At 41.7% G+C, this 16,047-nt stretch carries 12 protein-coding genes and 1 pseudogene; all 13 read left to right on the top strand.

Annotation, left to right across the window (positions count from 1 at the left end; translation table 11 throughout):
* The first annotated feature begins 96 nt into the window (after window positions 1–96).
* Complete coding sequence (locus CTY48_RS15480; RefSeq protein WP_099470195.1) at window positions 97–2,049, top strand: glycoside hydrolase family 127 protein; 1,953 nt, start codon at window positions 97–99, stop codon at window positions 2,047–2,049.
* A gap of 73 nt (window positions 2,050–2,122) precedes the next feature.
* Window positions 2,123–3,499, top strand: coding sequence for an ABC transporter substrate-binding protein (locus CTY48_RS15475; RefSeq protein ID WP_099469356.1), 1,377 nt, complete (start codon window positions 2,123–2,125; stop codon window positions 3,497–3,499).
* 84 nt (window positions 3,500–3,583) lie between these two features.
* Window positions 3,584–4,471, top strand: coding sequence for a carbohydrate ABC transporter permease (locus CTY48_RS15470; RefSeq protein ID WP_099469355.1), 888 nt, complete (start codon window positions 3,584–3,586; stop codon window positions 4,469–4,471).
* A gap of 1 nt (window position 4,472) precedes the next feature.
* Window positions 4,473–5,318, top strand: a complete 846-nt coding sequence (locus tag CTY48_RS15465) for a carbohydrate ABC transporter permease (protein ID WP_099469354.1) — start codon at window positions 4,473–4,475, stop codon at window positions 5,316–5,318.
* Window positions 5,319–5,351: 33 nt separating this feature from the next.
* Window positions 5,352–6,869: an arabinosylfuranosidase ArfA gene (gene arfA / locus CTY48_RS15460; protein ID WP_099469353.1), complete on the top strand. Its 1,518-nt coding sequence runs from the start codon at window positions 5,352–5,354 to the stop codon at window positions 6,867–6,869.
* Window positions 6,870–7,456: 587 nt separating this feature from the next.
* Complete coding sequence (locus CTY48_RS15455; protein ID WP_099469352.1) at window positions 7,457–9,484, top strand: NAD(P)/FAD-dependent oxidoreductase; 2,028 nt, start codon at window positions 7,457–7,459, stop codon at window positions 9,482–9,484.
* Complete coding sequence (locus CTY48_RS15450) at window positions 9,477–10,454, top strand: polyprenyl synthetase family protein (protein WP_099469351.1); 978 nt, start codon at window positions 9,477–9,479, stop codon at window positions 10,452–10,454. The genes CTY48_RS15455 and CTY48_RS15450 overlap by 8 nt, the downstream gene beginning before the upstream one ends.
* A gap of 12 nt (window positions 10,455–10,466) precedes the next feature.
* On the top strand, window positions 10,467–11,372 hold the full coding sequence (locus CTY48_RS15445) for a UbiA family prenyltransferase (RefSeq protein ID WP_099469350.1): 906 nt from the start codon (window positions 10,467–10,469) through the stop codon (window positions 11,370–11,372).
* 76 nt (window positions 11,373–11,448) lie between these two features.
* Window positions 11,449–12,573: a hypothetical protein gene (locus CTY48_RS15440; protein WP_099469349.1), complete on the top strand. Its 1,125-nt coding sequence runs from the start codon at window positions 11,449–11,451 to the stop codon at window positions 12,571–12,573.
* 145 nt (window positions 12,574–12,718) lie between these two features.
* Complete coding sequence (locus tag CTY48_RS15435) at window positions 12,719–13,783, top strand: FAD:protein FMN transferase (RefSeq protein WP_099470194.1); 1,065 nt, start codon at window positions 12,719–12,721, stop codon at window positions 13,781–13,783.
* Between the two features lie 12 nt (window positions 13,784–13,795).
* The gene (locus tag CTY48_RS15430; RefSeq protein WP_099469348.1) at window positions 13,796–14,296 is read left to right on the top strand and encodes a Gx transporter family protein; all 501 of its coding nucleotides are present in this window, start codon (window positions 13,796–13,798) and stop codon (window positions 14,294–14,296) included.
* Window positions 14,297–14,462: 166 nt separating this feature from the next.
* Complete coding sequence (locus CTY48_RS15425) at window positions 14,463–15,554, top strand: tetratricopeptide repeat-containing glycosyltransferase family 2 protein (RefSeq protein WP_099469347.1); 1,092 nt, start codon at window positions 14,463–14,465, stop codon at window positions 15,552–15,554.
* Window positions 15,555–15,649: 95 nt separating this feature from the next.
* Window positions 15,650–16,047 (top strand): annotated as a pseudogene (locus CTY48_RS15420) (hypothetical protein); the annotation flags it as partial.

The following is a 16,047-nucleotide window of genomic DNA, read 5'->3' as shown; positions in this document are numbered from 1 at the left end:
GTAATATAAAAAGTATGGAATTTTTGTGGTTTTTAATAGAATTACTACGTATTTTATATTAAACGTTTAATATAAGCAAGAGGAGCGAGGTGTATGATGGGAAGTAAGAAGAAAAGCAGTGTCTCGTTAGGGAACATAAAAATTAATGATAATTTTTGGAATCGCTACATTCGTTTGGTAAAAGAAGCAATCATACCGTATCAGTGGAACATTCTCAATGACAGGGTACCGGAAGCAGAGCCTAGCTACTGTATCCGCAATTTTAAAATTGCGGCAGGTGAATTAGAAGGAGAGTTTGGCGGAGCTGTTTTTCAGGATACGGATGTCGCAAAGTGGCTGGAGGCGGTTGCCTATACGCTGGCGGCGGAGAGAGATCAGGAACTTGAGAAGCTTGCCGATGAGACAATTGCTTTGATCGGAAGGGCTCAGCAGAAGGACGGCTATCTAAATACCTATTATACAATCAAAGAGCCCACGAGACGATGGAGCAATCTGAAAGAGGGTCATGAGCTTTATACGGCAGGGCATATGATTGAGGCGGCAGTGGCATATTATGAGGCGACAGGAAAGGATGAGTTTTTAAAAATTGTATCCAGATTTGCAGACCTTATATGTGAGAAGTTCGGACCGGACGAAGGACAGTGCCACGGTTATCCGGGACACCAGGAAATAGAGCTGGCGCTTGTGAAGCTTTCCAAGGTAACTGGGAAGAAAGAATATGTAAGATTAGCAAAATATTTCATAGATCAGCGCGGTGTGGGAGATAATTATTTTTTGGAAGAGGAAAAACGAGACGATTATGTACAGATTTTTCCAGAATTTAAGAATTATGATCCAAAGTATTCCCAATCACATCTTCCGGTGAGAGAACAGCTTACAGCGGAAGGGCATGCAGTGAGGGCGGTTTACATGTGCTGTGCGATGGCAGATTTGGCATATGAATTTCAGGATGACGGGCTGATGAAAAGCTGTGAGACCTTGTGGAACAACATGACGAAGAAGCGTATGTTCATTACCGGTGGTATTGGCTCATCAGGGCTATTGGAACGGTTTACGACAGACTATGATTTGCCGAATGACCGCAATTATGCAGAGACCTGCGCGTCCATCGGACTGGCGCTTTTCGGCAGGAGAATGGCTGAAATTACAGGTGACAGCTCTTATATGGATGTTGTGGAAAAGGAGTTGTACAACACACTGTTGTCAGGAATTGCATTGGACGGAAAGAGCTTCTTTTATGTAAATCCGTTGGCGGTTTGGCCGAATAACTGTCTTGAGCGGACCTCGCTTGAGCATGTGAAGGCGGTCAGACAGAAGTGGTTTGGGGTGGCGTGCTGTCCGCCGAATATTGCAAGAACACTTGCCTCACTCGGACAATATATATATTCTCAGAATGAAAATTCCCTTTTTGTCAATTTGTACATTGCAAATGAGGCAAAGATAGAGCTCGGCGAAAAGGAATTTCAGATAAAGCTTGACAATCATTATCCGCAAAGCGGCAGTATCACTGTTGAGATTACAGGTGAGGATACGGATAGGGAGGTAACACTTGGTTTTCGAATACCGGAATACGCGAAGGAGTTTCAGATAACAAGAAATGGTGAGCTGCTGAAAAATCTGGATGTCGAAAAGGGTTATGTGCTTATCAAGAGCTGCTGTGTGAAGGAGGCGATACAAATTTCCTACAAGGAAGAGGCAAGATTTGTCCGTGCCAATCCGTTAGTCAGAGCGGATTCAGGTAAGGTGGCGATAACAAAGGGACCGTTTGTCTATTGTGTTGAGGAGACAGATAACATGTCAAATCTTCCGGCTGTCTATGTTGATACGTCGCAGGAGTTGAAAGAGCAATATGAAGCGAAACTTTTGGGAGGCGTCACGACGATACGGCTGAGGGGCAAAAAGATTTCCGAAAAGAACTGGAAAGAAAACGAGCTGTATAAGACGGGAAATTTGGAACTTGAGGAAGTGGAATTAAAGGCAGTGCCTTACGGTTTGTGGGGAAACAGAAAAACCGGCGAGATGCTCGTCTGGTTAAAAGAGGCATTATAGTCTATCATTCAGGCAATGAGCCTGTTTATGATATAAGGTGTAACAAAAAACGTTGAAAATGGAGGAAGGTAAAATGAAAAAGAAGTTTTTAGCAACAGTTCTCAGTTTGACAATGGCAGCTTCACTGTTAGCCGGCTGCGGCGGATCAGGAAGTGCAGGAAGCACCGATACGGGGGAAAGTACGGGTCCGGGATCGGCAGGTACAACGGAAATGGCGGTAGAGGGAGACGATGTTACGACATTGAATGTTTGGACCTTTATCGAACTGCATCAGCAGTTCTACACGGATATGGCAGAGCAGTGGAATGAAGAGCATCCGGACAAAAAGGTTAAGCTGGTGTTGAGCAACATGGCATATGATGATATGCACAACAAGCTGTCACTTGCGCTGGAATCAGGAGAGGGTGCACCGGATATCGTAGATATCGAGCTTGGTAAATTCCCTTCATTCTTACAGGGAGATATCGGACTTAGGGATTTGAGTGATGTAATTGCACCGTATCAGGATAAAATCGTTCAGGCAAGACTTGACATTTATTCAAAGGACGGCAAATATTATGGCTTACCGACACATGTAGGTGCAACGGTAGCGTTCTACAACACAGAGCTTTTGGAGGCGGCAGGAGTCAACTATGAAGATATCAAGACATGGGATGACTTTAAAGCGGCAGGTGTAAAATATTATGAAGCAACAGGCAAGCAGTTTGCAACGGTTGAGACAACCGCACAGTGGATGATTAACCTGATGCTCGCTCAAAAAGGCGGCGGATATCTTGATGCAAACGGCGACCTTGATGTAAACAATGACACGATGGTTGAGGTATTAACTTATATTAAGGGTATGCAGGATACAGGCGCATTCAGTGTTGTTCCGGGCGGCCAGCCAGACAATGAGGAAGCGTATCCGGCTTACAATTCAGGAGAGTATGCAGTACAGATTATGCCTTTCTGGCAGACATCACGTTATGTAAACTACATGACAGACTTGTCAGGTAAGGTAGCAATTGCTCCTACACCTGTATGGAATACAGATGATGATGAATTTGCTTCAATCGGTGGCGGCGGAACAGGAACAGCGATTGTAGCTTCCGGTGAAAACGCAGATCTTGCAGCAGAGGTTATGGCTTATATCAAACTTTCTGCAAAGGCAAACGAAGAGGTATGGAACGTACTTGGATTTGACCCTGTTAATACGGAAGTTTGGACAGATACAGCTTTGACACAGAATCCGGATAACCAGTTTGTAAAATATTTCAACAACTATCCATTTGACACCTTGAATGCAATCAAGGAGAACATCGGTACAATCGGTGATATGTCAAATGCGAAATGGCCATCCATCAACAATGAGTTCTGTAACGTTACGCTGAACAATATTTTTGAAAACGGAATGGACGTAAAAGAGGCACTTGACGATTCGCAGGCTACCTTGGAGAATGAATTCAAATAAAGTAATATAATCAGGGAAGTCCACCCCGCTTTTCAAGCGGGGGATGGACTTACTTGTTTCAGCTATGAAAGGAGTCACGATAGAATGTTCAAAAAGTTTTTTTACTCTCAAAAGATTGCTCCTTATGTATTTGTCTTACCGTTTGTCATAACGGTGCTGTTGTTTTGGGTTGCACCGATTAGCAACGGCGTACTGTTAAGCTTTCAGGATGTATTAAAAGATGAGTGGGTCGGAACAAAGAATTATAACAGACTTTTAACGGATAAAGTGTTTTTTAAAGCCATTTTTAACAGTGTAAAATACATGATTGGTACACTGGTGCTTTTGATACCTTTTCCAATGTTGTTTGCAAGTCTTCTAAACAGCAAATTAATGAAACATGCCGGATTTTTTAAATCCGTCTATTTTATCCCGGCACTTACCTCTGTGGTGGTAGCGGGCACAATCTTTCGATTGATGTTCGGAGAGGCAAATAGCTCTCTGGCAAATCAGGTTATTGCATTTTTCGGTGCTTCTCCGATTAAATGGCTCAAAGGAGTGAATACAAGTTATTTTGCACTTCTTTTGATTGCTTGCTGGAGATGGACGGGAGTAAATATACTTTACTTTTTAGCAGGCTTACAAAGCATTCCGTCGGACTTATACGAGGCCGCGGCAATTGACGGAGCAAATAAATGGCAGCAGTTTAAGAAAATTTCTGTTCCGCTTATCAAGCCGACTACCGTGTATGTGCTTACGATCAGTATTTATGCAGGGCTCTCCATGTTCCTTGAGAGCTACATGGTATTTAAAGGGAATAATTCACCGAACAACATCGGTCTTACGATTGTCGGTTATTTATACAGACAGGGTATTGAAAAGAGAGCAATGGGCTATGCATGTGCAGTTGGATTGATTCTTCTTGTTGTTGTCATGGTTATTAACATGATACAGCTGAAGATAACAGGAACCTTCGATAAGGAGGAAAAGTAAAATGAAATCAAAGAAAATAAAAGACAGATATGCCTCGATAGCGATGATGATACTTTTTACTATTCTTGCAATTTTGATTATACTGCCAATTTACGCGCTGTTTATTGCGAGTTTTAAACCGGGCGGCGATTTGCTGCAGTACGGTCTCAATCTGAATTTGAATCTGGAAAGATGGAGCCTTGATAACTACATACTGCTGTTTGCGGGAAGGCATGAGTATTGGTCCTGGTTTTTAAACAGTATTGTTTTGACTGTGATTTCCGTACTTAGTACGCTGATTGTCAGCGCTTTTGTAGGCTATGGATTTGCGGCGTATGAATTCAAGGGAAGAAACCTGCTGTTTGTTGTGGTTTTGATTATTTTATCCATTCCGCTTGAGGTAGTTATGCTTCCTCTTTACAAGCAGATGTCAGTATGGGGACTGATGGATAATTATGTGGCAGTTGTTCTGCCGTTTATGGCAAATGCAAGTACAATCTTTTTCTTCCGCCAGTATTTGCTGGGAATACCGAAGGAGCTTTTGGAGGCAGGAAGAATAGACGGAGCCACGGAGTACGGTATCTTTTTCAGGCTGATTATTCCGATTATGAAGCCGGCATTCGCTGCAATGGCGATTTTAAACGGAATGAGCGCATGGAATAACTATTTGTGGCCGCTCCTTGTAATCCGCTCCTCAAGCAAGTATACTCTTACATTGGGATTGAACACATTGATTAATCCTTACGGGGACAACTACAGCCTGCTGATTGTCGGGTCGTTTTTCTCCATCATACCAATCTTTATTTTATTTGTCTGCTTCCAAAGATACTTTATTGAAGGTATGACGGCGGGTGCGGTAAAAGGATAAAAAATATATAGAAATAATTAAAGGAGAAAGAAAATGGCAAACAAAAAAGCGAAAATGATTATCGACAAGGACTTTTCCGTCGCACCGGTGGATAAGCGAGTGTATGGTTCTTTCATTGAACATCTTGGAAGAGCGGTGTATGACGGTATTTATTGTCCGACACATGAGAGTGCGAATGAATATGGATTTCGAAAAGATATCATAGAGTTGGTGAAAGAGCTGGATGTTCCGATTATCCGTTATCCGGGCGGTAATTTTGTATCAAGCTTCAACTGGGAGGACAGTGTCGGACCGGTTGAGGATAGACCGAAAAGACTCGAACTTGCATGGAGAAGTCTGGAGGAAAATAAAGTCGGCTTGAACGAGTTTTCCAAGTGGGCAAAGGATGTGAACTCTGAGGTGATGATGGCAATCAATCTCGGAACGAGAGGAACCGCAGATGCCTGCAATCTTTTGGAATATTGCAACCACCCAAGCGGAACACTATACAGTGACCTTCGTATCAAACACGGGGTGAAGGAGCCTCATCGCATCAAGACATGGTGTCTTGGAAATGAGATGGACGGACCTTGGCAGATTGGTCATAAGACGATGGAGGAATACGGACGTATCGCAGAGGAGACGGCAAGGGCAATGAAGCGAATGGATCCTGAGATTGAGCTTGTTTCCTGCGGAAGCTCTTCCCTGACGATGCCGACCTTCCCGAAGTGGGAGTCCACAACGCTTGAATATACCTATGAGTATGCAGACTATGTTTCTTTACATCAGTATTATGGTAATCAGGAGGATGACACGGCAGACTTTTTGGCAAAATCGGATGATATGGACGAATTTATCCGCACCGTCATTGCAACTTGCGATTATGTGAAGGCGAAAAAGCGCGGCAAGAAAAACATCAACCTAAGCTTTGACGAGTGGAATGTATGGTTCCATTCCAATGCGGCGGATGATGATATTTCGAAAAACCACCCTTGGCAGGTGGCGCCTCCGATGCTGGAAGATATTTATACCTTTGAGGACGCTCTGTTGGTCGGACTTATGCTTATCACTTTAATTAAGCATGCGGACCGTGTAAAAATGGCTTGTCTGGCACAGCTTGTCAATGTAATTGCACCGATTATGACCGATGCAAACGGCGGCGGCGCATGGAAGCAGACGATTTTCTATCCATTCATGCACGCTTCCAAATATGGCAGGGGAACAGCGCTGTTACCGGTTATCAGTACACCAAAGCACGATACCAAGACACATGAGAATGTAACGGATATCGAGTCGGTGGCGGTTTACAACGAAGAGAAGGATGAGGTTACGATTTTCGCAGTGAATCGTAATATTGACGAGGATATTGAGCTTGTAACGGATGTCAGAAGCTTTGAGGGTTACAAGATAGCGGAGCATATCGTGCTGGAAAACAGTGACTTAAAACTTGTCAACAGCTTCGGGCAGGAGAGAGTGAAGCCGATTTCAACAAATCAGTCAACTATGGATAGCGGAACACTTACGAGCGTGCTTCATAAGGCATCTTGGAATGTGATTCTCTTGAAAAAATAAAATCAAACAACAGAAAGTGCACTTGGTGAACGTTCTGCTGTGATAAACAAGATGAAGCCGTAAACAGCTTCACTTGTCATGAATAAAACCCGTGGTTTGCAACAAAATTGGGTAAACCTCGGGTTTTTGTGTTATAAGAAATTTTTTTGATTGACACCCCTTTCACAAAACAAAAAAATTTAACAATCAAATATTAAAAAAGAGTATTTTTACATAATGTACAGTTTGTTAAAATTTTATAAAAAATCATAAGTAGTTTTGATGAATAAATGGAATGAAAAACAAAAGTTTTTGTTTAACTTTACTTATTGCTGAGTGGTTAGAAAAAAGTTCTCAACTATCTTTTTTATAGTATTGTACCTAAAAGTGCGTACTTGAATATTTGGAGATTTTTTGCTATTATTAAGCGTAAAACCGCTTAAAGGTTTATGAAAATGTGTTAATATTTTGTCAATTTTTCGATTTGCCGCTTTAATTGTTAGAAAAATAGCAAAATAGTAAGACGAAAATAATAAATGTAAAATTATGACAAGGAAACAATTACTGTCTTAGTTTGTTTTGCTTGCCACTTTCAAGGAGAAGGATTTATGGAGAAAAAAATCGTTATTGTTGGAGCTGGTTATGCCGGGATCTTAACAGCAAAAAAATTAGCGAAAAAATTAAAAAAAGAAGACGTTAAAATCACTATTATTGACAAAAATCCGTTCCATACGATGCTTACAGAACTGCATGAGGTAGCTGCAAACCGTGTAGACGAAGATAGTATTAAGATTAGCTTAAAGAAGGTATTTGCCGGAAGAAAAGTGGATGTCAAGATGGACACCGTTGCGTCCATTGATTTTGAGAAGAAGTCAGTAGAAGGTCAGCTGGAAAGCTATGCTTATGACTACCTTGTATTGGCAGCAGGCTCTAAGCCGACGTTTTACGGAACGCCGGGAGCAGAGGAATTTACTTACAAGCTTTGGTCCTACGATGATGCTATTCTTTTAAAAGGACGCATTGAGGATATGTTCCGCACGGCGGCACGCGAGACAAATGAAGAGAAGAGAAAGAAGCTTCTGACCTTCTATGTTGTCGGAGCAGGCTTTACCGGTGTGGAAATGATTGGTGAATTAGCCGAATATGTACCATTTCTTTGCGAAAAATTTGATATAAAGAGAAGTGAAGTAACCTTAGTAAATGTAGACGGATTAAGCAGACCGATACCAAACATGCCGGAGAAGCTTTCTGCAAAGGTTACAAGACGTCTTGAGAAAATGGGCGTACAGCTTCGATTAAATACATTTGTATCCAGTGTCGGAGAAGACTTTATTGAGTTAAAGAATGGCGAAAAAATAGACCGCATGGGAACCTGCACCGTAATATGGGCAGCAGGAATTCAGTGCTGTGATATTACTGCTGAGGCTGGTAAAAGTCTTGAGGCACAGCGCGGAGGACGTATTCAGGTGGATGAATACTTGAAATCCACAAAGGATAAGGATGTCTATGTAATCGGCGATAATATGTACTTTATCGCAGAAGGTGAAGAATGTCCGGTTCCGCAGATGGTTGAAAACTGCGAGCAGAGTGCGGACATTGCTGCGCACAACCTTGTAAATGAAATTACAGGCAAGGGCGAGAAGAAGGCTTACAAGCCTGCTTTCCACGGCGTTATGGTCAGCATCGGCGGACGCTATGCGGTAGCTCATGTCGGACTGCCGAACCATTTCTTTAGTTTGCCGTCCTTCCTTGCTATGTTTGCGAAGCATTTTATCAACATTATCTATTTTATCCAGGTATTAGGCTGGAATAAAATATTCAGTTATGTAAAGCATGAATTCTTCACAATTAGAAATTGCCGAAGCTTTGTCGGAGGACATTTCTCAAACCGTACACCAAGTTTCTTATTAGTACCGCTTCGAGTATGGCTCGGTGCTGTTTGGGTGTTTGAAGGTATCATGAAGATTGTGGAAGGCTGGTTTAATGAGCCGATGCTTACAGGCTTCTTCGGAGGAGCAAGCGGCTGGTATGACAGCATTTTAAATGCAGGAACAGCAGCAGCAACAGGTGCGGCGGACGCAGTATCAGCGGCAACAGGCGCAGCAGAGACAGCGACACAGGCAGCAGATGCAGTTGCAGCAGCTTCAGGAGCAGCAGATGCAACAGGCACGGTAGCAACAGCAGTCGGACATGTATTGATGAATTTTGATATTTTAGGATTAGTTAGAATTATTTTTGTAACAGGTAAGGATTTGGCAAGCTCCACAATAAGCGACTATGCATTTAAGCTGGATATTCCACTGATGAACTGGTTCTTAGACAAATTTATTCTTCCTTATGATAATGTTCAGATTGCAATGCAGATATTTATCGTATTGGCAGAGATTTTAGTCGGTCTTGCCCTGATGGGTGGTTTGTTCACTTCACCGGCGGCAGCATTTTCACTTGTTTTGCAGTTTATGTTTGTTTGCACAACAGGATTGTACTTAGGAACATTCTGGATGATATTTGCAGGAGTTGCAGTGTTAATTGGAGCAGGAAGAACACTTGGATTAGATTACTATGCAATGCCGGCTTTGAAAAAGGCATGGAAAAAACTACCATTGATTAGAAGGTTGTATATTTACAATGATTAATAATATTACTTTGGATGAAAAGATAGAAATGATTTCCTACGAGGAAGCTATAGAGTTTGCGAAGAAAGAGGTGGAAGGGGCGCTTGTAAAATCGCCCCGTCTGATCCGGGAATATTTAACGCATTTGGCTTCCTCACAGGGAAAATATATCAGGGCAGTTTCTGTCATTGTGGCAGCGCAGGATAAGGATGGCAAGGTACATCCTGATGCGATTAAGGCGGCTGGAGCAATTGAGATTATACACCTTGCATCCTTAGTACATGATGATATCATTGATAACGCAGACATTCGTCGAGGAAAACCGACCCTGCAAAAGAAATACGGAAAGAGAACCGCTGTTATATGCGGTGACTATCTCCTGAGTCTGGCACTCAAAATGATGCTCGCCTCACGGGATAAAAAAAGATACATTGAGCTTGATTTGCCGGAGTATATCAACAAGCTTTGTCTAGGGGAATTAGAGCAGCATGTGAATAATTATAATTTGAATTTATCAATCTATCAGTATTTGAAAATCATCTCAGGAAAGACAGCAGCTTTGTTTGAAGCTTCCTTTTTCGCAGGAGCTGTCGTGTTGGCGGCAAGCGAAGCAGAGATTGCAAAATACAAGCAGATAGGATATTACATCGGGATGATATTCCAGCTCACGGATGACTGTATTGATTTTGACACGGCGATTGAGGTTGCAAATAAGCCGGTTCAGTCTGACTACGAGCAGGGAGTTATTACGTTGCCGCTTATTCATGCTTTTCAGGAAATGAGTAATTTTAAAGAAAAGGCAGAGAACACCGGTATTACAAGAGATGAAATCAACGAGGCAGTGAAAAAGACGGGCGGGCTTGATTTTACAAAGGGACTGGTGACACGGTATTATAAGAAAGCGATGAAGCGAATTGAGGATTTGGAGCTCACAGATGACAAGAGAGCTAAAATTATGTATATTCTAAACAAAGCATCGCGGGTTCAATAGGCGGAGGATAGTTTGGTTAAGAAGTTTTTAAATTATGTTGAAATAAGGACAAAAATTACAAGCACAATCACCTTTGCGATGACAATCGGGTTTTTGTTGTATCAAGGAGAAACGCTTGACTGGAAGAGGACACTTGTTTTCTTTTTGTCCATGTTTTTCTTTGACTTGACAACAACGGCAATCAACAACTACATTGACACGAAGGATAAGGAAAATGCACAGGTGCTGGATTTTGACCGAAGAACTTCCCTTATCATTATATATTGTCTTTTTGCAGTGAGTACAGTGCTTGGACTTTTCCTTGCATATCTGTCAGATATCGTTATTTTAGCTGCCGGGGGAATCTGCTTTTTGTGTGGTGTGCTTTATACATATGGACCTGTTCCAATATCAAGGCAGCCGCTGGGAGAGATATTATCCGGATTTTTCTACGGCGTGATGATACCGTTTATCTTAATGTACATCAACACACCTGCGGGAACCTTTTTATCTTATCAGATAAATCTCCAGACAATTTCATTGGAATTTCAGGTTATGCCGATGATTACATTGTTTTTGTTTTCTGTCATACCATTTTGCACAACGGCAAATATTATGCTGGCGAATAATATCTGTGATATGGAAAAGGATATTAAGGTAAGACGCTTTACTCTGCCTTATTACATCGGCGAGAAAGCACTTTCTTTATTTGCAGGATTGTATTACGCAACGTATGCAGCAGTGGTGATTATGGTGATTTTAAAAATTTTATCACCGATATGTCTGCTTTCCCTTGTATCAATTATTCCGGTACAAAAGAATATTAAACTATTCTTTGAGAAACAGGATAAGGCAGTCACATTCGTTTGCGCTATTAAAAATTTTGTTCTTATTATGGGAACAAATACAATTGTTATATTCCTAAGTTTATTCTTCTAATTCAAAAGGATTAGATTGAAATAAAAAAATAAAAAATTAAGTTTTGATACCGCTTTGCGGTGGAACGGAGGTATTTATGAAAAAACTAGCATCATTAGTACTTAGCTCAGTATTGGTAGTTTCTTTACTGGCAGGATGCGGAAGCAGCAACAAGGCTGAAGAATCAACAACAACAGATCAGGCAGCTACAACAACAGAAGAAGCAACTACAACTGAGACAACAGAAACAGCAGATGAAGCTACAACTGAGACAACAGATGCAGCTACAACTGAAGGAACAGGTGTAAAAACCGGTTTAGCAGTTACAACTTCAATCGCAAGCTCAACAGATGCAGGCGCTGAAGATGGACTTGGCGAAGTAGATTCTACTGTTGCAGCTGTATTAGTAGATGCAGATGGTAAAATTTTAGCTTGTAAAATTGACGCAGTTCAGACAAAGATTAACTTCTCAGCAGAAGGAAAAATCACAACAGATTTAGCTACTGAAGTTCAGTCTAAGCAGGAACTTGGAACAGGATATGGCATGGGAAAAGCTTCTGCAATCGGTAAAGAGTGGAATGAGCAGGCAGATGCTTTTGCAGCATATGTAGTTGGTAAGACAGTAGACGAAGTAAAAGGTATTGCAGTAGCAGAAGGTAAAGCAACAGATGCTGACTTAACAGCTTCCGTTACAATTCATGTAACTGATTTTATTGCAACTGTTGAAAAGGCAGTAAACAATGCAAAAGACCTTGGAGCTTCAAGCGATGACAAATTAGGTCTTGCTACAAGCACAACAATTGACAAATCAACTGATGCAACAGCAGAGGCAGAAGGTTTAGCACAGGCTTATTCTTATTATACAGCACTTACAACATCAGCTGATGGAAAAATCACAAGCAGTGTAATCGACGCTACTCAGGGTAATGTAAACTTTGATACAACAGGTAAAGTTACTTCTGATTTAGCAGCAGAGACAAAGACTAAGCAGGAGCTTGGAGCAGATTACGGTATGGCAAAAGCTTCCGCAATCGGTAAAGAGTGGAATGAGCAGGCAGATGCATTTGCTGCTTATGTAACAGGTAAGACCGTTGATGAAGTTAAGGGAATTGCTGTTTCAGACGAAGGCGTAGCAACGGATGCAGACTTAGTAAGCTCTGTTACTGTTCATGTTACTTCTTTCATTACAATTGTTGAGAAGGCAGTAGCAAGCGCGAAATAATAAGCGTTTATTATAATTAGAAATAATTTTATTTCTAGCACCCATGATGGGGATGCATTTCATTTCCTTAAAAGATGATGCATCTCCATCTTTCATTAAAATAATACTTATACGCATCACGCGGTTTATACCTAAGTATGCAGAGGTGAAGGCTTTGGCGAAGAAAATAGTGAGTATTCTGCTGGTTATGGTTCTGGCAGTCAATATGGCCGCATGCAGTGGCACAAAAGAAAATCGATATGAGGCAAGTTTTTTGGAGCTGTTTGATACAGTTACCAAAGTAGTTGGTTATGCAAAGAGTGAAGAAGAATTTACTGAGTGTACTCAGCTGATTTATGACGAATTAAAATCGTATCATGAATTGTATGATATTTATAATAATTATGACGGCATTAACAATGTAAAGACGATTAATGACAATGCCGGTATTGAGCCGGTTAAAGTAGACCAAAAAATCATTGATATGCTAAAAATTGCGATACAGGCCGAGAAGGATACGAACGGTAAGAAGAATATCGCTCTTGGTGCCGTATTGTCAATCTGGCATGATTACCGCGATAGGGGACTTGCTGATCCGGATAACGCAAAACTCCCTCCGATGGAGCTTTTGCAGGAGAAGGCACAGCACGTAAATATTGATGATGTTATCATAGATGAAGAGGCATCCACCGTATACTTGCAGGATCCTGAAATGAGTCTTGATGTTGGATCGATAGCAAAAGGATATGCCACAGAGCAGGTGAGTCAGTATATAAAAGAAAAAGGGTATGAACATTTGATGATTTCAGTCGGCGGAAATATAAAGGCGATTGGAACAAAGCTTGGAGATGACGGCAAGGAAGAGCCGTGGAGTGTGGGAATTCAAAATCCTGATATGGAAAGTGAAAATACAAACCTTTATATACTTAACCTTGAGGATTATGCTCTTGTGACGAGCGGTGTTTACCAGAGATATTATGTGGTGGACGGACAACAGTATCATCATATTATTGATCCAAGTACGCTGATGCCTGCCGATTATTTTGAGGCGGTTTCCATCGTATGTGAGGATTCCGGAATGGGAGATATGCTCTCCACCGCAATTTTTAACATGCCGTATGAGGATGGGGCAAAATATATTGAATCCTTAGACGGTGTTGAGGCGCTCTGGGTATTTAAGGACGGAAGTATGAAATATAGTTCAGGCTTTGAACAGTTTATCAAGCAATAGAATGGAGCAGTAATGAAGTCGAAACGGATTGCAGTTTATGGAATGTTGATCGCATTGGCATTCATTTTAAGTTATATAGAGAGTATGATTCCGATCCCGATTCCAATTCCCGGCATTAAGCTGGGATTGGCAAATCTGGTTGTCTTGGTCGGACTATACACGATGGGAGCAAAGGAAGCCTTTGTTTTATCTATGATTCGAATTATTTTGGTTGGCTTTACCTTCGGAAACCTATCTACAATGATGTTCAGTTTTGCGGGCGGTATGTTAAGCTGGCTGCTTATGTGTCTGTTTTATAAGTCCAAAAAATTCAGCATAACAGGAATTAGTGTAATTGGCGGTATTTCTCACAATGTAGGTCAGATACTGATGGGTATCTGGGTGGTGGATAGCGCGGCTCTTTTGTATTATCTTCCTTTTCTGCTTATATCAGGGGCAGTGACGGGCATTGTCATCGGAATGGTTGGTGCCATTTTGGTGAAGAGAATCAAATCTGTGAGCAAGGATGTATGATAGTCCCTCATTGCATGAGCGGACTTATTTACTTGCTTTCCTGGCATTCTGCCAAATTATTTTCAAAATGATTTATATTCAATCCTTGACCTAATATTCCATAACACACCTCGTTCATTCCTTCATAGAATAAAAGGAATAAACGAGGTGTGTTTGGGAGCAAAGAATGGTAACAATTAGCCTATGCATGATTGTAAAAAATGAGGAAGATGTCTTGGAGAGATGTCTGTCATCCGTGAGCCAGCTTGCAGACGAGATTATTATCGCGGATACAGGCTCCACGGACAGGACAAAGGAGATAGCAGCTAAATTTACGGATCAAATCTTTGATTTTCCGTGGATTAACGATTTTTCAGCGGCGCGCAATTTTGTATTTGAAAAGGCAACAAAGGACTTTATTCTGTGGCTGGATGCGGACGATATCATTATGCCGGAGGATAGAGTAAAGTTTAAGGAGCTTAAAGAGGAGCTGACAGAGGATACCGATATTGTGATGATGCGTTATAACACAGCATTTGACGAGCAGGGACGTGTTATTTTTTCCTATTTTAGGGAGAGACTATCAAAAAAAAGCCGAAATTTCAAGTGGAAAGAGCCTGTGCATGAGTATTTAGAGTTTGGCGGTGTGATTTTGCATTCAGAAGCTGCAATCACCCACGCAAAAATGAAAAAGACAACAAGTGCCAGAAATGTTGAAATATACGAAAGCATATTGGAAAGAGGAGAAGAGCTTTCGCCAAGAGGAATGTATTATTATGCAAGAGAATTAAAGGACCATGAGAGATTTGATGAGGCAATAAAAATGTTTTCACAGTTTTTAGATTCGGAGCTTGGATGGGTGGAAGATAATATTTCGGCATGCATTGAGCTGGCAAAATGTTATCAGCTTACAAAACAGCCTGAAAAGGCACTGGAAAGCATGATGAGAAGTTTTCGGTACGATACGCCGAGAGGGGAGGCATGCTGTCAGATCGGATATTATTTTAAAGAGCAGAATAAATTTCATCAGGCTATCTTCTGGTTTGAGTTGGTGTTAAAACTCAAACATCCTCAAAACTCGTGGGGCTTTCATCAGGAGGACTTTTGGGGATATATTCCGAGTATTGAATGTGCAGTTTGCTATGACAGGCTGGGTGATATGGAAAAAGCAGAGTATTACAATGAACTGGCAGGACACTATAAGCCGGAGGATTTAGCAGTGCTTTATAATAAAAAGTATTTTGAAGAGAAGAGGAAAGAGGAGAAAAGAAGAAGTTAGAACTAATATTATATGCATTTCATATGATACATTAGAATAGTTTCTATGATATTAAAAGAAAATATTCTAAATTTATAGTAAAAGGAGCCTAAACTATGAAAGAGTATGAGAAAGAAGATAATATAGAACAACAAAGTTGTTTTGATTTTTGTAACTCGACTGGTGGCTCATGCGGTGGAGGATCTTCTTGTTGCAGACCAGGTCCTCCGGGCTCCCCGGGTCCAAGAGGCCCACAGGGAATACCGGGAGCGCAAGGTCCAGCAGGTCCCGTAGGTCCACAGGGGGAAGCAGGTCCAGCAGGTCCACAGGGCGAACCGGGTGAGGCAGGTCCGCAAGGTGAAGCAGGTCCGGCAGGTCCGCAGGGAGAAGCAGGTCCAGCAGGTCCACAGGGTGAGGCAGGTGAAGCAGGTCCGTCAGGACCAGAAGGCGAAGCAGGTCCGGCGGGTCCGCAGGGTGAGGCAGGCCCAGAAGGCCCACAGGGAGAGCCAGGCGA

Source organism: Konateibacter massiliensis (genome assembly GCF_900184995.1).
GTDB lineage: Bacteria > Bacillota > Clostridia > Lachnospirales > Lachnospiraceae > Lachnotalea > Lachnotalea massiliensis.
The sequence above is the reverse complement of the archived record's forward strand: the minus strand, read 5'-3'. Positions and strand labels throughout refer to the sequence as shown.

Coding starts and splice junctions, on each gene's coding strand:
- CTY48_RS15470 (WP_099469355.1), top strand. CDS start 3,584: ATGTTCAAAAAGTTTTTTTACTCTCAAAAGATTGCTCCTTATGTATTT.
- CTY48_RS15480 (WP_099470195.1), top strand. CDS start 97: ATGGGAAGTAAGAAGAAAAGCAGTGTCTCGTTAGGGAACATAAAAATT.
- CTY48_RS15430 (WP_099469348.1), top strand. CDS start 13,796: ATGAAGTCGAAACGGATTGCAGTTTATGGAATGTTGATCGCATTGGCA.
- CTY48_RS15440 (WP_099469349.1), top strand. CDS start 11,449: ATGAAAAAACTAGCATCATTAGTACTTAGCTCAGTATTGGTAGTTTCT.
- CTY48_RS15455 (WP_099469352.1), top strand. CDS start 7,457: ATGGAGAAAAAAATCGTTATTGTTGGAGCTGGTTATGCCGGGATCTTA.
- CTY48_RS15425 (WP_099469347.1), top strand. CDS start 14,463: ATGGTAACAATTAGCCTATGCATGATTGTAAAAAATGAGGAAGATGTC.
- CTY48_RS15475 (WP_099469356.1), top strand. CDS start 2,123: ATGAAAAAGAAGTTTTTAGCAACAGTTCTCAGTTTGACAATGGCAGCT.
- CTY48_RS15450 (WP_099469351.1), top strand. CDS start 9,477: ATGATTAATAATATTACTTTGGATGAAAAGATAGAAATGATTTCCTAC.
- CTY48_RS15465 (WP_099469354.1), top strand. CDS start 4,473: ATGAAATCAAAGAAAATAAAAGACAGATATGCCTCGATAGCGATGATG.
- arfA (WP_099469353.1), top strand. CDS start 5,352: ATGGCAAACAAAAAAGCGAAAATGATTATCGACAAGGACTTTTCCGTC.